Genomic DNA, 16,630 nt, shown 5'->3' on the forward strand with positions numbered 1-16,630 from the left:
GAGTAATTACCCCGCTACTCCATCAAAAGTCGAAATAGATGCAGGTCAATAATCAAAGTTAGTGCTAAGTCAATTAACTTGTATTATAAAATTTCACATTGTGTTTGTTTTATAGTAAAATGAAGCGAATGTGAAATTAACATTTTAGGAGGAAATACATAATGAAAAAAGGAAGTATTAAATTTGAAAATGGTGAAGAAATCGTTTTCGAATTATTTTCAGAAGAAGCTCCGAATACAGTAGCCAACTTTGAGGAATTAGCGAACAAAGGGTTTTACAACGGCCTGACATTTCACCGTGTAATTCCAGGTTTTGTTGCACAAGGTGGCTGCCCAATTGGTAATGGTACAGGTGGGAGTGGAAAAACGATTAAATGTGAAACTGAAGGGAACCCACATAAGCATGTAGCAGGTTCTTTATCAATGGCTCATGCAGGCAAAGATACAGGTAGCAGCCAATTTTTCGTCGTTCATGAACCACAGCCTCACCTTGATGGTGTACATACTGTATTCGGTCAAGTGGTAGAGGGAATGGATACTGTATTACGCATTCATCAAGGGGATGTAATGTCAGAAGTAAAAGTGTGGGAAGAGTAATAGAAAGAAGAGGTTGGCATAGAGTCAACCTCTTTTAAATAATTTTTGATGATGTCTAGTTTCAGCGCCCACCGACTAGCGAGACTTCCTTCACCTCCGTACGATAAATCAACATCGCCTCACTAACGTTCAACGTGTTTCCTTTATCTTCTGCGGTTCAGTCCAGTCCGTACGTCGGTAAACGGGCGCTTGCGCTTTTCTTAAATATCTTTATAGTTGACGAATGTCCTTGATTAGATATACAATTTAGAAAATAAATAAGTTTTATAGTTATTCCTTCGGGGCAGGGTGAAATTCCCTACCGGCGGTGATGAAACGATTTTGTTTCTTAGTCCGTGACCCGTTATGTTTATTCATAGCGGTGGATCTGGTGAAACTCCAGGGCCGACAGTGAGAGTCTGGATGGGAGAAGGAAGAGAAGAGCGTGTATGTGTACACAGGTGGAATCTGTCTTTTTTAGCATGCTTTCTAAGAAAGGAATTCTGTTTTTTGTACACAATACGAACGTTTATTTAGTGCTGACTTTTCTTTCGAATCTTATAATAAAGAGGCTGTCCTAAAGCAATGACTAAGTCACATACCCTATGTTTTATTATGGGTAATGTGCGCTTATATTGCCGATGGGACCGCCTTTTTTTGTTACTACATGTTTGTTACTACATGATAGAAAGAGGCTAGAAGAATGAATGACCGACAGTATATGGAACTAGCTATTCAAATTGCCCGTTCGGCAAATGGGCAAACATCGCCCAATCCACTTGTCGGAGCAGTTGTAGTAAAGGATGGACAAGTTATTGGGATGGGTGCTCACCTGAAAGCAGGTGAAGCACATGCAGAAGTTCATGCAATCCAAATGGCAGGAAAAAATGCTGAAGAGGCGACCATTTATGTAACCCTTGAGCCTTGTAGTCATCATGGAAGAACGCCACCTTGTGCCGATTTAATTATTCATTCACGCATAGAGCGAGTGGTCATTGCGACAACGGATCCGAATCCTAAAGTGAGTGGAGGAGGAATTGAAAAACTAAAGAACGCCGGCATTGAAGTTGAGGTTGGCTTAATGAAAAAGGAAGCTGACGAATTAAACGCAGTTTTCTACCATTATATTAAGACGATACGACCATTTGTCACGTTAAAATCCGCGGTTAGTCTTGATGGGAAAATTGCAACAGTTACTGGAGATAGCAAGTGGATTACAAGTAGTGAAGCAAGAGAAGATGTTCATTATCTCCGGCACACACATGATGCTATCTTAGTCGGAGTAGGTACAGTTCTAGCAGATAATCCATCTCTGACAACGAGAATATCAGGCGGGGGCAAAAACCCAATTCGGATCATACTTGACTCGATGTTGAGAACTCCGCTAGAAGCGACGGTTGTCACTGATGGCAGATCCCCAACATGGATTATAACAACAGATCGTGCTGATATAAACAAAAAACAACAATTAGAGCAATTAGGTGTTACGGTGCTTTCTTTAGGGGAAAGTTTAGTGATTACAAAGCTTCTTGAACGTTTAGGAGAAAAGGGTGTTACATCTTTATTTGTTGAAGGTGGAGCCACAGTAAACGCTAGTTTCTTAAAAGTGAAAGCCGTAAATCAAGTCATTACGTACATTGCTCCTAAAATCATCGGTGGGATAACGGCACCAAGCTCTTTTGGTGGTGAAGGCTTTCAAACGATGGCTGACGTGCTAGAACTTGATATTAAGCGAGTCGATCAACTAGGCCCTGACATAAAAATAATTTCGATTCCAAAGGGGGCAGAATAACATGTTTACAGGTATTATCGAAGAATTAGGTACGATTGGGAATATCAGACAAAATAATGAAGCAGTTGTTATGACAATTGAAGCCAATAAGATTTTAAAAGATGTACATTTAGGTGATAGCATCGCCGTAAATGGAGTTTGTTTAACCGTTACATCTTATGATACTCATCGGTTTACAGTTGATCTTATGCCTGAAACGGTGAGAAGCACAAGTTTAAAAAATTTACAACGTGGTTCAAAGGTGAATTTAGAACGTGCGATGGCTGCAAATGGCCGATTTGGTGGTCATTTTGTATCTGGTCATGTCGATGGTGTTGGGAAAATAAAAAAGCGAGAAGCTGTCGATAATGCTGTCTATTATCAAATAGAGATTTCCCCAGAGCTAAGAAGATATATTCTTTTTAAAGGGTCAATTGCAGTTGATGGTACAAGTTTAACAGTGTTTGGTGTCGATGAAACCTCTTTTACAGTTTCAATTATTCCTCACACATTAAGTGAAACCGTCATAGGCGGGAAGCAACCTGGGGATATTGTAAATATCGAATGTGATATTGTCGGAAAATATATTGAACAGTTTATTACTCAACGGATGCCACAACAAGGAACCAATCATTCACTAACAGAAAGCTTTCTAGAGGAACATGGGTTTAAATAAAAAAGGGGGGGATAACATGTTTGATCCAATTGAAGAAGCCATTTATGAATTAATACAAGGTAGAGTAGTTATCGTATGTGATGATGAAGACCGTGAAAATGAAGGTGATTTTGTTTCATTAGCAGAGAAAACGACACCGGAAGTGATCAACTTTATGATCAAGTATGGAAGAGGCTTAGTTTGTACACCGATTACTGAGGAACGTGCAAAGCAATTAGACCTATTCCCGATGGTTGATCATAATACAGATCCACATGGAACGGCTTTTACTGTTAGTATTGATCACCATACTACAACTACAGGAATTAGTGCTCATGAAAGATCGGTAACGGTTCAAGCATTAATTGATGAAGATACGAAAAAACATTACTTTAAACGACCAGGACATATCTTTCCTTTAGTAGCGAAAGATGGTGGAGTTTTGCGCCGGGCAGGTCATACAGAGGCCGCAGTTGATTTGGCTCGACTATCTGGAGCAAAGCCGGCGGGCGTTATTTGTGAAATTATTAAAGATGATGGAACGATGGCTCGCGTACCTGATTTACGTAAAATTGCTGATGAACATAATCTAAAAATGATTACGATTAAAGATTTAATCGAATATCGCCATCGTAAAGATAAGTTAGTTGAAAGGGAAGTTGAAATTAACTTACCGACCGAATTTGGTGATTTTAAAGCAATTGGTTATACGAATGTTCTAGACGGAAAAGAAAATGTTGCATTAGTAAAAGGAGAAATTCTTCCTGATGTACCCATACTTGTCCGTGTGCATTCTGAATGTTTAACAGGAGATGTATTCGGGTCACATCGTTGTGATTGTGGTCCACAATTACACGCAGCTCTTGCTCAAATCGAGCAAGAAGGAAGAGGAGTCCTTCTCTATATGCGTCAAGAAGGTCGAGGGATCGGTCTGATCAATAAGATGAAAGCTTATAAGTTACAGGAAGAAGGCTATGATACGGTCGAAGCCAATTTGAAATTAGGATTTGCCCCTGATCTAAGAGAATACGGGATTGGCGCACAAATTTTACGGGAACTTGGCATAACAAAGATGAATTTATTAACGAATAATCCAAGGAAAATCAAAGGGTTAGCTGGCTACGGTCTTGAAGTAGTGGACAGAATACCCCTTCAATTGCCACACAATGTTAATAATGAAGGTTATTTAAAAACAAAACATGAAAAGTTAGGTCATATGCTTCATTTTTAGAAAAAATAACTACGGATATGAAGGGGAAAAAAACCTTCATATACATAAGGAGGAAATAATAATGGGAAAAGTATTTGAAGGAAATTTAGTAGGTTCAGGCTTAAAAGTAGGAATTGTAGTTGGTCGATTTAATGAATTTATTACGAGTAAATTATTAGGTGGTGCCGAAGATGCGCTTAAACGACATGGAGTAGCAGAGGAAGATGTTGATATCGCATGGGTACCAGGAGCGTTTGAAATTCCTTTGGCGGCAAAAAAAATGGCTGAAACGAATAAGTACGATGCTGTAATCACTCTGGGAACCGTCATTCGTGGCGCAACTCCTCATTTTGATTTTGTATGTAATGAAGCGGCTAAAGGGGTTTCAAGTTTATCACTTCAAACGGGGATTCCAGTAATTTTTGGAGTGTTAACGACAGATACAATCGAACAAGCGATTGAGCGAGCTGGTACAAAGGCAGGAAATAAAGGTTGGGAAGCTGCAGCAGCAGCAATTGAAATGGCAAATTTAAGTCGCTCTTTTAATCAATAAATATATAGTTTTAAGGAAGAGCATGGTTGAAAAAAAACGCCATGTTCTTTTTTTATTACATAAAAAAATACCTTTACCTATTAACCTTTTTAGCAAATTGACATATTTTATAAGTAACGTTTATCGTAATTTTTCATAAACATCACACAATCTTTGATAAGAATGTGATAAAATTTAGTTTGATAGCTTACGCATGACAGTTTAAGAAAGATTGAAGAGGGATTGGTATGTTAATAAAATATAAATCTACTTACAGAAAGATTGCGATGGGGCTATTGTCGTACATGCCGAAGCAAAAAGAAATTAAATTGTTACAGGAAACGATTGAGAAGTATGAGCATGATGACAGATGGCAGTTATTTTTGTGGAAAAAAGAGGATATTGTTGGTGTAATCGGTATATATGAAGACGGAGATGGCGACTATGTATTGTGTCATGTTTGTGTAAACCCTTCTTTTCGTGATGAAGGCATCGGAAAGCAGATGCTGCAAGCGGTACAAGAGAAAATTAAAGGGACGTTACGACCAAATCAAGATACGAAAGAGTTTTATGCAGCATGTTTGTTAGATGTCACGGGAGGTTGACTCAGGTAGTAAAGTGTACCTCAAAGCCGATATATAGATGCTATAATTCCTAGCAGCTATATATCGTATAAATTTGAGGAGCGCATACACTTATTGAGTCAGTCTTCTTTTTTTAATTTGGACATAATTCTGTTCTTGATTTTCTGTTGTTTTGCCCGTTCATTAATGACGTCTTCCCGATTACGAAGAGAATGTTTGTTGATGAGATAATTATTATTGAAATCACTAGATGTGCACCATTCAAGTTTGTGTAGTTTACAATGGTCCGTACATAATTCGAGAAGAGTTTGATCTTGAATCGGAATGTTGTAGTCTTGATAAGGTGATTTGTCTTCGATATTTTTTCTGATTTCAGACAGGTCGATTAAAAGTTGTTCCTTATTCACACCTAAATCAGTAACTCTTGTTTTCTCTTTTTCTAAAAGCTTCTGTGCACTAGTGATCATACGCTTTGCACCTTCATAGTTGCTCCGGCGAAAATGATAAAGAGCAACAGCAAGTTGTATAAAACCAACCCAAACCTTTTCTTTGGCCCCTTCTTTTGATTTCCAATATTCTTCTAATACTTCATGACACTCAAAAAAATCACGCTCACCATGAAAAAAAATTAAATAATCGATAAATGCTTGTGGATATCCCATGAAATGATTCCTCCGTAGAGTAGTAAAAGTTAGTGAAAGTGTATCATATGTTATTTAGTTATGAAAATGACATAGATCGAAAATATACAACTTTGGAGGATGAAATTGTGATATAATCCTGTCTAGCAACGGTTTTTAATAGAAATTGGTGATGAGATGAGTATTCAATACAGTGTAAAATTGGACGCATTTGAAGGTCCATTAGATTTACTGCTTCATTTAATAAAACAAGCAGAAGTAGATATTTATGATATACCAGTAGCGAAAATTACGGATCAATATATGCAATATATTCGAACGATGCAAGAATTACAGTTAGATATAGCAAGTGAATATTTAGTAATGGCAGCTACACTACTAGCCATTAAGAGTAAGATGTTATTACCGAAGCAACAAGAAGAATGGGATGACGATGGAGAGAGCTTTGAAGCAGATGAAGAAGATCCTCGTGAAGAGCTAATGATGCGTTTAATCGAATATCGAAAGTTTAAAGAGGCTGCTATGGAGTTACAAGAACGCCAAGTTGAGCGTTCATTAATTCATACGAAACCACCTGTTAATCTGGAAAGATATTTTCCAAAAGAGGAAAGAAAAGAAGTAAGGCTAAAAGGTATCACTCTTTTTGATATGTTAGATGCTTATCAAACGATGCTTAAGCGTAAAAAAATGCAAGCCCCAGTTGCTAAAACGGTACGAGGGCAAGAGTATTCAATTGAGGCTAGAATGGGTGAAATAATGGAAGATCTAGTCCGAACAGGAGGGAAAAGAAATTTCTACTCCTTGTTTCCGGTACGAGAGAGAGCTCATATCGTTATTTCTTTTTTAGCACTGCTGGAATTAATGAAGAAAAATGCAATCATTTGTGAACAGGAAAATAATTTTTCAGACATCATGATCTACATCAAAGAGGAGGGGTCAATTCATTGACGCTATTTAATCCAATCAGTTTAAGTGAAATAAAAGGGATTATTGAAGGATTATTATTTGTAGCTGGCGAAGATGGACTTACGGAAGAGCAGTTAGCAAAAATTTTAAAAGTTGAACGAGAGACGATACAAGATGCACTTAATGACTTAGAGAGGGACTTTAAAGAAGTAAATCGAGGACTTCAATTAATTGAAATAGCAGGATCTTATCAATTAACAACAAAGCCTGAGCATGCCATTTATTATCAACAGCTAGTAGAAGCCCCAGGACATACTGGCTTGTCTCAAGCTGCACTTGAAACGTTAGCTATCGTTGCTTATAAGCAGCCGATCACTAGGGTCGAAATTGAAGAAATACGTGGTGTAAAAACAGAAAAAGCCATCCAAACATTAACAGCTAAACTTTTAATAAAAGATGTAGGACGAGCAGAAGGCAGTGGCCGGGCGATATTATATGGAACTACAAAAGAATTTTTAGATTGCTTTGGGTTAAAGTCATTAAAAGAGTTACCACCTTTACCAGACCAAGTAGATGAAGGGTTGCTAGGTGAAGAAGCGGATCTGTTTTTTAAGAAGTTTGAGGAAGGTATGGAGACTCTATTAGGTGACGAAACTAGGGAAAATAAGATCTAAGAAGACATGTTATAATGGTAAATAAATAAAGTTTACAGGTGGGAGTGGTTGTTGTGATAATAATAAAGGCTGAAGGAATTGAACTTGAAAAGGAGAAGCCCAACACGTCTGAAGATTTCTTCAATCGTTCTACTGTAATTTATACGGACAACGGAAAAGAAAAAGAGCTGAATGTATTATATGTTCGTTTTTTTGATGAGAAATCATCAGAAATATCTCCATTTGCGGAAAATCCGATTATGACGATTGATCAAAAGGAAGTCTCTTTTAAAGATATAGTTGCATTGGTTTGTTTGTTGCAAAATCCAGGTAATAAGGAAAAAAAGCGAATTTACATTAATGAATTAAAAGAATTAGAGACGATCTTTAGAAAGGTCGATATTGAAAAAGTAAAAAAAATTATGACAGAACTCATCACACAAGGGAAAAGTCGATTGTAAGATGTACATAAGAAGATTTCCTTGAATTTTAAGAAGGCGTTCTTGTCCAATGTGTCGTATAATATAATTAACATAAAAGTGGAGGTGTCACCAATGGGAAACACATTGGTTGAAAGCCAATTGACTTTAGCACATGAGACTTTAAGAGATATTTGTGAAAAGGTTAGTGAATTTTTAAATGAAAACACGCTGACGGATTTGTTAAGTGAAGATAATCAATCTGATAAGGATTATTTTAAAGCTGTTCTTTCCTCTTTACGTCGTGTTCTTGTATTTTGTGAAGAAGGTAAAGAAGCGAGTGAAGTTATATTAAATGGAAAAACATTCCGTAAAGCAGCAGCTGAAAAAACGTTATATTGGATTTACCATCATTGCATTGAGGAGTTTTTTAACCCTCGTATCGATAATTGGTATGAAGATAGCCGCTCGGCGTATACGGGAAAAAATGCAATTAAATTTTCTAAAGCGGTACCGAACTCATTAAGAGAATTAATGAAGACGATTGAAGGTCCCTTTCAAACGATCCGTGAAGAACTAGAGTATTACGAAACAGACTTTCATACTAAAATGATTCATTCCAAGTAAACCAAGAGCGAAGCCCCCATGGCTTCGCTCTTGCTATTTGCTACTCATTTCTCGGTGAAGTTGGGTCGCATTCAGGCATCGTTGTTTCACTAGACTCCGCCAATTTCATTAAGTAATAGCACTCTTCTCTTGCCATATGTGCCTAGGTTGTGACTTAATCACAAATGGAGGTTGTTTAGGCATATAGTAATGCGATGACTGAATGTTGAAGGAGGCTACAATAAATGGAAACCTATCAGGATCAATTTAATGTATGGGCCGAAAGCGTAGAGAAAGCTTGGGATCAATTAGATGAGAAGGTGAAACAAAGTATAGACGAGAGAATAGTCCAAAGCTTTGAAGGAAAATTATTGGGCTTCAAAGAGTTGTTGGAACAACGAACAAGTATAGAGACATTACAAATTGAAGCACAAACTTTATATCATACTTGGGAAGAAATTTATCAAAGTATGGATAGCAATCGAGGTAATCAAATGAACAGTACGCCACTTCAACCTGTTCCGATCGGTGGACATCGGCTTCCACCATTACCATATCGTTATGACGCTCTTGAACCGTATATTGCTGCTGAAATTATGAGATTACATCATCAAGAACATCATCAAAGTTATGTAGATGGCTTAAACAAAGCAGAGAAAATGATGGAGCAGGCAAGAAAAACAGGTGATTTTAACCTCATTAAGCATTGGGAAAGAGAGGCTGCATTTAACGGAGCTGGACATTATTTACACACGATCTTTTGGAATAATATGAGTCCTAAAGGTGGAGGTGAACCAGTTGGAGAATTGGCTCACCAGATAAGAAAAGATTTCGGAAGCTTTCAGCAGTTTAAAAAACATTTTTCAGAAGCAGCGAAAAACGTGGAAGCTGTCGGTTGGGCAATCTTAGTATGGTCACCAAGATCGCATCGATTAGAAATTTTGCAAGCAGAAAAACATCAAAATTTAAGTCAATGGGATGTTATTCCATTATTGGTTCTTGATGTTTGGGAGCATGCCTATTACCTTCAATATAAAAATGAGCGTAAAGAATACATTAAAAATTGGTGGAATGTAGTCAATTGGCCAGATGTAAATGATCGATTTAAAAAGGCGAAAGAGCTACGTTGGCGACCTTATTAAATTGAAGATAGTGACTTAGTAATCACTTTAATTACGCTGCCCTAAAAAAGTGCCATGCACCATACAACTTGAATGGAGTTAGGCACTATTAGGACAGTGTGTAAAAAAGCAGCTTAGATATTAAAGAGTGACTCTCGTTTTTGCTTATCTATAAAACTGAAGGATATATTCTTTTAAATCAACAATCCGAGGATTGTCAAGCTGTTTATCAGTACCGGCAATCACGATGGCTGCTAACGTATCATTTTTGTGTAAACCACCGTGTTCACCACCGTCGACATGAAGTGGAGCTCCTTCTGAGTGAAAAGTATGACCTGGTTTTGCTGTCAGAACAACAGCTGGATGGGAATTACTATTTAATGCACTAATGAGTTGATTTAAAACGTCTGGATAATCAGTGTACTTCAAGGTTGTTTGATTGACTTCAGTGTCAATTCCGACTATTTTTTCATTTCCTTCCCATTCCCAAGTCTGGTTGTACCGATCCACCCACTGTCCCCCAGGCCTGAATCGAAACCCTTCATTATAATCTGGTGAAATCACATATACCCAATTTTCATCCATCCAAGAAGCAAATTGGATGCGTCTATCAACCATGGCTGCTTCTGCTAGTCGAGGTAATAACTCAATCTCTTGCATCGGATAGATGTAGGACATTCGGTGATTGTTAGCAATTACAATCTCTCCATGACCAATGTGATCCGTTAAGGGGGCTATTGAATATTCACTATAGATTTCATCTAATGGGATTGCCATAGACAGTTCATCATCTAACATCTTATCTTGACTATGATCTCCAAAAACGATAAATATATTTTCCTCTAATGCTTTATCCCAGCTTTCATAACTATTCAATATTTCTTGAAATAAATTTTCTGCTCTTTCAAAGCCGGCGCGGTAATGTGGACTATGATTATGAGCGTCCTTATCGAAGGTAGGTAAAAATACAGTTAAAAAATCAGGTTGTTCCCCTTTTTTTATCATTTCACTTACTACTTTCACCGAATATTCATCATTTAAGCCAAAATTAGATATGAAGGTGTCGGGTAATTCTTTATTTTCAATGACTTTCGGTTTGACAGCACTCCCGAATGCTAATAAGTCAGGCCCTTTTGTTTGGAGGGATTCGTTTAAGTTTAACCATTGATCGAGAAGTACAGGAAGTGTCATATCGTGCATTGTTTGACCGCGATAAATTAAAAAGTTAACAGAGCCTGTAGAATATTTTTTCTGTTGTAATGCTTCATGAATAGTTGTCACTTTAGGATTTAAATGTGAGTTGTTTAGGTGATATAAAGAGTCCATTAAACTTTGCTTCATTCCTAATTTGACCATTTTTCCAAAAGTTGAACCGTAATCAACAATGCGATTTTCATCTGGTTTGTACCAAACGAGCCCCGGGACATGATGTTTACTCGGCATTTCTCCTGTCATGAGTGTACTCTCAATAACGACAGACATAGATGGAAACGGAGCTACTAAGTCTTTATGATACTGGCCATTTTCAATTAAAAACTCAAGGGCGGGAATTTTTCCTTTTTCAAGGCTATTATCAATTAATGATCCCATCATAGAATCAATCATAACAAGAATGACTTTTTTATTTGGCTTAATTTCATCTTTTTCAAGTTGTTGGATAGATGCATTACCTTGGTTGTTTGCTCCTTGACATGCTGATACGAATAAAAGGATTAATAAGATAATTATCCGAAGACGCATATTCTCACTCCTTATGATAGGTATTAATATAAAGTGATTCTCCTTCCAGCCATTCTGCATAGAGCACTTCCTTTTCATCTGTAATCCCGTGTGCAAACAATTGATGTTTCAGCCATGCTAAGTTATATCCAGTTTCTTTTAAATTGTTATAAAGAATTTCACCATCTAGTATTAACGTTATTGGGAGATAAACCTTTTGTGGTGTTAGGTTTAAATCCTTTTTTATCGGTTGATCATAGTTCGATTTTTTTAAAATACTTACAGAACCATTTGATTCTAAAATGCCATATTCCACTTCACGAACTGAAAAAACATCTTTTTGTCGTAATAAGTGTTGAAGTTGATTAATATCGAGATGGTTATCCTTTAATTGTTGATAATCGATTTTTCCTTCTCTAATAACAATTGCTGGTTTCCCTTCTAAAATACTTCTTGTTGATTTATACTTTTGTGTAACCCACTCAACAGAATAAATAAGTGTTCCCCAGATTAAAACGGCATAAAGCACATATTGAACACCGATCTCTTTATCATAAATTGCGTTACCAACAAGTTCCCCTAAAACGAGTGCAGAAATAAAGTCAAAGGGGGTAAGCTGTGTGATTTGCGTTTTCCCTAAAACTTTTGTAATCAATAACAGTGCAAAAAAACCAATAACAAGTTCAGTCGTCAAATAGAAAAAGTTTGTATTCAATCGTTTTCCCTCAACATAAAAAGTTTCTTTTAGAATGTCCCATCATTGGAATAATTACTCAAAAAAAAGGAGTGAGCGTTAATGCTCAACTCCTTTCATTTGTTTAAGTAAGTGATCAATCTTTGGAATTAATTGGTTAGATGCATTTAGAATGGTGTGAACTTCGCTTCCTTTTAAATCCACGGCTCCTTTAAACACTGTTTTAATTTTCCCTTGCTCAGTTCTCCAATAAGTATCAACATACTGGTGAAATAGATCCCAAATAGAGGCGATGGCTTCAAGCTGCATCGGAGAAAAAGATTCACTAAGTTCTTTTGCGGTTAAACCGTGTGAAAAAGGAGCATCCTCAATCGCTCTTGGGTGTAGGTTACTCACCTGTTTTGCTATGGCATCACGCAATTGTAAGGCTTGAAGAAAAACGTAGGATCTTCTTTCATCAATAAGTTGATCATTTTTTTGTAGTTGAAGGACTTGGGAATTTTCCAATAAGTAAATTTGCTGTTTTAAAAATTTTTGTTGTGTTTTTATGGAATGACATAGTCGAATAAGCATGATTAAAATAAATAAATTGACAAGAAGTATGGCAGATATAAGTAAAAGCATTTTTGACACTCCAAGCATATTCCAGTTTTTTACTACTATTTTTTTGCGCTTATAATCAAATATTAACACCGTACCAATTTTTAATATCAAGGAGGAACTATTATGACGGTAGCAAGTCAAGTAAAACAAACACTAGCTGGGTTAAAAAGTGCACAAGCAAGTTTTGAAACATTTGCGCTTCAGACAGAAAATCAACAAGCAAAACAAATGTTTCAAAATTTAGCACAACAGACACAAGGTATTGTTGACACATTAACCCCACGCTTACAAGAAATCCAGCAAGAAGAACCACAATATAATGATTAATACGTTATTAAACAAGGTTGATGTATCCACGTCAACCTTGTTCTACCAATTATAACAGTGAAATCATACGATTACATAATAAACAGGGATATTTGTCAAACTATCATTAATACGAAGCTAAGAATAGGATGGTTTATATGAATAATCACTATTTGCTTTTTTTGAACATATTGGTTATAGCTAGTATTTTCACCGGTTGTGGTCAAATGAATTTGCAGCAAAAAGAGATAACACCTCTTTTTGTTGGTGAAGAAGCAATGGTTGATCAAACGAAAGCCGATCATGCAAAAAAGATTATTCTTTCGATGGATGAAGTGATTGAAGTGCGAGGAGTGTCAAATGAAGAAAATATCTACATTGCTCCATCCGTTAAGCACTTTGATCGATTGCATCTAAATGGTATTCGTTCTGATGGGTTTGCTCGAATAAAAAAACGGTATCCAAACGCAAAAGTTCATGTTTCTACGGATAAAAAAATATTTATGGAGCTTGAAAAGTTAGAGAACGAACTGAAGGAAAAAAGAATTTCAAAAGAAGATTTTACTAAGCGTTTAAAAAAATTAGAGGAAGATATGAAAGGGTAAGTGAGAATAAATGTCCGATCAAATAAAAAAAAATCTAACCCCAGTACAACAAGAATATCAAAAATTTTCTAGTGAACATGAAATAAAAAGACCTGTTTTTAAGAATTGTATCCGAGCGTTTTTTATTGGTGGGCTTATTTGTTTAATTGGACAGTTTGTACAAACTTTTTTTTACACATATTTTGATTTTACAGAACGCACAGCTGGAAATCCAACCGTGGCATTTATGATTTTTCTTGCTGTAATATTAACTGGATTTGGAGTTTATGACCGATTTGCACAGTTTGCGGGTGCAGGAACAGCAGTACCTGTAACAGGTTTTGCCAATTCTATTGCAAGTGCTGCTATTGAACATCGAACAGAAGGCTATGTACTCGGTGTAGGCGGGAATATGTTTAAGTTAGCAGGTTCTGTCATCGTATTTGGGACGGTAGCAGCTTTTGTGATTGCTATTATTAAAACGATTTTAATCCAATGGGGGGGATTATAAATGCTAACAGGTCATCGAACTTGGGTATTTGAAAATAAACCTGTTATTTTATCTACTGGCACGATCGGTGGACCTTTTGAAGCAAATGGAAGCATCCCCGATGATTTTGATACACTCCATGAAGATTTGTGGATGGGACAAGACTCATATGAGAAAGCACATCGTGTATTATTTGAGGAAGCTTGTAGTAAAGCGATTGAAAAAAGCGGAATAGAAAAAGAGTCAGTTGAATTTATTATTGCTGGTGATCTAGTCAATCAAATTACACCAACGAGTTTTGCCTGCCGAACGTTAAGTATCCCATATATTGGGTTATTTGGAGCTTGTTCTACATCAATGGAAGGGCTAGCGCTATCAGCCTTTATTTTAAATGGCGGGGGAGCAAACTATATTTTAACGGGTTCTTCAAGTCATAATGCAGCTGTAGAGAAACAATTTCGATACCCTACTGAATACGGTGCGCAAAAACCACCTACTGCTCAATGGACAGTTACAGCGTCAGGAGTTGGTTTATTAGGAAAAACAGGTAGCGGACCGAGAGTTACCTCTGCAACGATCGGAAGGGTTGTTGATATGGGATTAAGTGATCCGTTTAATATGGGAGGAGCGATGGCACCTGCTGCTGTAGATACGATTGAAGCTCACTTAAGGGATTTAGAGATTCGTCCTGACTATTATGATCTTATTGCAACAGGAGATTTAGGAAAGATCGGACATTCAATAGCGATTGATTTACTAGCTAAACATGGATTTCAGCTGACAGACGAGCAATTTCAAGATTGTGGATTGTTGATTTACCGTGAAGGTCAACCTGTGCTAGCTGGAGCAAGTGGATCAGGATGTTCAGCCGCAGTTACATATGGACATTTAATCAATCGTATGAAGCGAGGAGAAATTAAAAGGATGCTAATCGTCGCAACAGGAGCTCTATTATCACCTTTATCATTTCAGCAAAAAGAAACGATTCCATGTATCGCCCACGCAGTTGCAATAGAAGCAGGGAGGTGACAATGAAGAATGATATTCTTTTGGGCGTTTGTTGTTGGAGGACTTATTTGTGTGTTTGGTCAAGTTTTAATGGACGTCGTTAAATTAACACCTGCCCATACGATGAGTACTTTAGTAGTGACTGGGGCAATTTTTGATGGTTTTGGATTGTATGAACCGCTTATTGACTTTGCGGGTGCTGGAGCAACAGTACCAATAACAAGCTTTGGTAATGCCCTTGTTCATGGAGCGATGGCTGAAGCAGAACAGCATGGTTTAGTGGGGGTCATCACTGGAATTTTTGAAGTAACAAGTGCAGGGATTTCAGCTGCTATTATATTTGGTTTTTTTGCAGCGTTAATATTTAGGCCAAAAGGATAGTGAGGGATTAATATGACAGTAGCTTCACAGGTGAAACAATGTCTTTCTACCTTAAAAGGGATTGAAGCTTCATTAAATACATTTTCGATTGAAACGGAAAACGAAGAAGCACGCAAAGTTTTTCATGAAACGTGTTTAACGACTAGAAAAGTGATTGGTGATGTCGAAAAGAGGATTGGAGAGCTTGAACGAGAAGAGCCTCAATATAACGGCTTCTAGATCGGATGAACGAATGAAAGGAGGGTGCTCAATTGCCAGGTTGGTTAGAAATTGTTATTCGGTCCACCTTGGGGATAATTATCGTTTTGTTTGGAGCGAAACTTTTTGTACGAAAAGCATTAGGCGAGCTTTCTTATTTTGAGTTTATCGCAGCTGCCGCAGTTGCAATTATTGTTGGCGTTGGTTCGATCGCCTTAAGTATTCCACCAGGTCATCTTGTAATCGCTTTACTTTTATGGATTTTAATTCCGTATTTATTTGGTATCCTGTCAATGAAGAGCTTAACGTTTCGAAATATCGTCGGTGGTAAAGGGATTCCGATCATTAAAGATGGGAAAGTACTTGAAGACAATATGAAACAACATCGTTATACAACCGATGAGTTGCTTAGTAAGTTACGGACAAAAAATGTATTTCGGGTTGCGGATGTGGAGTTCGCGGTATTAGAACCGAGCGGTAATCTTAATGTTTTATTGAAAAAAGACTATCAACCATTAACGCCAAAAGATATGCAAATTCAAGTGGCTCCGATCAAGCAGCCAGAAACAGTTATCATGGATGGCAAAATATTAGATGAACCATTATCGACAATCGGCTTTAATCGCAGGTGGCTAGAGCATGAATTAGATAAAATTGGCGTAGCGATTGAAAATGTGTATTTAGGTCAAGTTGATTCTTATGGTGAGTTAACTGTAGATGTATTTGATGATTTGATCGAAATTCCAGAGCCAGTTGAAAAACCATTATTATTCGCAGCGGTTAAAAAATGCCAAGCTGACTTAGAAGTTTTTTCAATGGAAACAGAGTGTAAACAAACAAAAAAAATGTACCAGCGATGTGCTAAAGAAATGGAAGATGTAATGCAAAAATTAAAACCACTGTTAAAATAAGAGGCGGTAGATGGAGTCTGCCTCTTATTTTCTTTTCTATCCTCTACGACTTAAGAGGTGAGA

Annotated in this window: 22 protein-coding genes, 1 pseudogene and 1 riboswitch; of the genes and pseudogenes, 18 read left to right on the plus strand and 5 right to left on the minus strand. The window is 37.1% G+C overall.

Going from position 1 to position 16,630, the window contains the following annotated elements; all coding sequences use genetic code 11:
* The first annotated feature begins 161 nt into the window (after positions 1-161).
* From J0N78_RS07885 to J0N78_RS07910, 6 genes are all read left to right on the plus strand, one after another.
* A complete protein-coding gene (locus tag J0N78_RS07885; RefSeq protein ID WP_209122499.1) occupies positions 162-596 on the plus strand; it encodes a peptidylprolyl isomerase in 435 nt (144 codons plus the stop codon).
* Positions 597-866: 270 nt separating this feature from the next.
* Positions 867-1,014, plus strand: a riboswitch (FMN riboswitch).
* A gap of 264 nt (positions 1,015-1,278) precedes the next feature.
* Positions 1,279-2,367 carry a bifunctional diaminohydroxyphosphoribosylaminopyrimidine deaminase/5-amino-6-(5-phosphoribosylamino)uracil reductase RibD gene (ribD, locus tag J0N78_RS07890; RefSeq protein WP_209122500.1) on the plus strand — a complete coding sequence of 363 codons (1,089 nt, stop codon included), beginning with the start codon at positions 1,279-1,281 and terminating at the stop codon, positions 2,365-2,367.
* Between the two features lies 1 nt (position 2,368).
* The gene (gene ribE / locus J0N78_RS07895; protein WP_209122501.1) at positions 2,369-3,022 is read left to right on the plus strand and encodes a riboflavin synthase; all 654 of its coding nucleotides are present in this window, start codon (positions 2,369-2,371) and stop codon (positions 3,020-3,022) included.
* A 16-nt stretch (positions 3,023-3,038) separates the two neighbouring features.
* Complete coding sequence (locus J0N78_RS07900) at positions 3,039-4,232, plus strand: bifunctional 3,4-dihydroxy-2-butanone-4-phosphate synthase/GTP cyclohydrolase II (RefSeq protein WP_209122502.1); 1,194 nt, start codon at positions 3,039-3,041, stop codon at positions 4,230-4,232.
* Between the two features lie 61 nt (positions 4,233-4,293).
* Positions 4,294-4,764 carry a 6,7-dimethyl-8-ribityllumazine synthase gene (gene ribH / locus J0N78_RS07905; protein WP_209122503.1) on the plus strand — a complete coding sequence of 157 codons (471 nt, stop codon included), beginning with the start codon at positions 4,294-4,296 and terminating at the stop codon, positions 4,762-4,764.
* 227 nt (positions 4,765-4,991) lie between these two features.
* Positions 4,992-5,348: a GNAT family N-acetyltransferase gene (locus J0N78_RS07910; protein WP_209122504.1), complete on the plus strand. Its 357-nt coding sequence runs from the start codon at positions 4,992-4,994 to the stop codon at positions 5,346-5,348.
* Between the two features lie 98 nt (positions 5,349-5,446).
* Here J0N78_RS07910 and J0N78_RS07915 read toward each other — a convergent pair whose 3' ends face one another.
* Entirely contained in the window at positions 5,447-5,989 is a 543-nt protein-coding gene (locus J0N78_RS07915) for a DUF309 domain-containing protein (protein WP_209122505.1), read from the minus strand.
* A gap of 156 nt (positions 5,990-6,145) precedes the next feature.
* On the opposite strand from J0N78_RS07915, the gene J0N78_RS07920 reads away from it, so the two are divergent.
* The 4 genes from J0N78_RS07920 to J0N78_RS07935 all read left to right on the plus strand — a co-directional run bounded on the left by J0N78_RS07920 (position 6,146) and on the right by J0N78_RS07935 (position 8,573).
* The gene (locus tag J0N78_RS07920; protein WP_209122506.1) at positions 6,146-6,916 is read left to right on the plus strand and encodes a segregation/condensation protein A; all 771 of its coding nucleotides are present in this window, start codon (positions 6,146-6,148) and stop codon (positions 6,914-6,916) included.
* 14 nt (positions 6,917-6,930) lie between these two features.
* Positions 6,931-7,548 (plus strand): SMC-Scp complex subunit ScpB, encoded by a 618-nt coding sequence (gene scpB / locus J0N78_RS07925; RefSeq protein ID WP_209122751.1) that lies wholly within the window; start codon positions 6,931-6,933, stop codon positions 7,546-7,548.
* Positions 7,549-7,601: 53 nt separating this feature from the next.
* Positions 7,602-7,988 carry a hypothetical protein gene (locus J0N78_RS07930; RefSeq protein WP_209122507.1) on the plus strand — a complete coding sequence of 129 codons (387 nt, stop codon included), beginning with the start codon at positions 7,602-7,604 and terminating at the stop codon, positions 7,986-7,988.
* A 93-nt stretch (positions 7,989-8,081) separates the two neighbouring features.
* Positions 8,082-8,573, plus strand: coding sequence for a DUF3907 family protein (locus tag J0N78_RS07935; protein ID WP_209122508.1), 492 nt, complete (start codon positions 8,082-8,084; stop codon positions 8,571-8,573).
* A 40-nt stretch (positions 8,574-8,613) separates the two neighbouring features.
* Here the strand turns inward: J0N78_RS07935 and J0N78_RS26665 are convergent.
* Positions 8,614-8,712, minus strand: a pseudogene (locus J0N78_RS26665) (DUF2935 domain-containing protein); the annotation flags it as partial.
* A gap of 85 nt (positions 8,713-8,797) precedes the next feature.
* Here J0N78_RS26665 and J0N78_RS07940 point away from each other — a divergent pair.
* Positions 8,798-9,694 carry a superoxide dismutase gene (locus J0N78_RS07940; RefSeq protein WP_209122509.1) on the plus strand — a complete coding sequence of 299 codons (897 nt, stop codon included), beginning with the start codon at positions 8,798-8,800 and terminating at the stop codon, positions 9,692-9,694.
* Positions 9,695-9,838: 144 nt separating this feature from the next.
* Here J0N78_RS07940 and J0N78_RS07945 read toward each other — a convergent pair whose 3' ends face one another.
* The 3 genes from J0N78_RS07945 to J0N78_RS07955 form a co-directional block, all read right to left on the minus strand.
* Positions 9,839-11,413, minus strand: coding sequence for an alkaline phosphatase family protein (locus tag J0N78_RS07945; RefSeq protein ID WP_209122510.1), 1,575 nt, complete (start codon positions 11,411-11,413; stop codon positions 9,839-9,841).
* Between the two features lie 4 nt (positions 11,414-11,417).
* Positions 11,418-12,107, minus strand: a complete 690-nt coding sequence (locus J0N78_RS07950; RefSeq protein ID WP_209122511.1) for a DUF421 domain-containing protein — start codon at positions 12,105-12,107, stop codon at positions 11,418-11,420.
* A gap of 78 nt (positions 12,108-12,185) precedes the next feature.
* Positions 12,186-12,710 (minus strand): hypothetical protein, encoded by a 525-nt coding sequence (locus tag J0N78_RS07955; protein WP_209122512.1) that lies wholly within the window; start codon positions 12,708-12,710, stop codon positions 12,186-12,188.
* A gap of 102 nt (positions 12,711-12,812) precedes the next feature.
* On the opposite strand from J0N78_RS07955, the gene J0N78_RS07960 reads away from it, so the two are divergent.
* From J0N78_RS07960 to J0N78_RS07990, 7 genes are all read left to right on the plus strand, one after another.
* On the plus strand, positions 12,813-13,016 hold the full coding sequence (locus J0N78_RS07960; RefSeq protein WP_209122513.1) for a DUF1657 domain-containing protein: 204 nt from the start codon (positions 12,813-12,815) through the stop codon (positions 13,014-13,016).
* Positions 13,017-13,222: 206 nt separating this feature from the next.
* Complete coding sequence (locus J0N78_RS07965; protein WP_247747192.1) at positions 13,223-13,600, plus strand: YhcN/YlaJ family sporulation lipoprotein; 378 nt, start codon at positions 13,223-13,225, stop codon at positions 13,598-13,600.
* A 10-nt stretch (positions 13,601-13,610) separates the two neighbouring features.
* The gene (spoVAC, locus tag J0N78_RS07970; RefSeq protein WP_209122515.1) at positions 13,611-14,090 is read left to right on the plus strand and encodes a stage V sporulation protein AC; all 480 of its coding nucleotides are present in this window, start codon (positions 13,611-13,613) and stop codon (positions 14,088-14,090) included.
* Complete coding sequence (gene spoVAD / locus J0N78_RS07975) at positions 14,091-15,098, plus strand: stage V sporulation protein AD (protein WP_209122516.1); 1,008 nt, start codon at positions 14,091-14,093, stop codon at positions 15,096-15,098.
* Positions 15,099-15,107: 9 nt separating this feature from the next.
* Positions 15,108-15,458: a stage V sporulation protein AE gene (spoVAE, locus tag J0N78_RS07980; protein WP_209122517.1), complete on the plus strand. Its 351-nt coding sequence runs from the start codon at positions 15,108-15,110 to the stop codon at positions 15,456-15,458.
* Positions 15,459-15,470: 12 nt separating this feature from the next.
* Entirely contained in the window at positions 15,471-15,677 is a 207-nt protein-coding gene (locus J0N78_RS07985; RefSeq protein WP_209122518.1) for a DUF1657 domain-containing protein, read from the plus strand.
* A 32-nt stretch (positions 15,678-15,709) separates the two neighbouring features.
* Positions 15,710-16,567: a DUF421 domain-containing protein gene (locus J0N78_RS07990; RefSeq protein WP_209122519.1), complete on the plus strand. Its 858-nt coding sequence runs from the start codon at positions 15,710-15,712 to the stop codon at positions 16,565-16,567.
* Positions 16,568-16,630 lie beyond the last annotated feature (63 nt).

This window comes from Alkalihalobacillus sp. BA299 (assembly GCF_017745675.1).
Classification (GTDB): domain Bacteria; phylum Bacillota; class Bacilli; order Bacillales; family Bacillaceae_F; genus Alkalihalobacterium.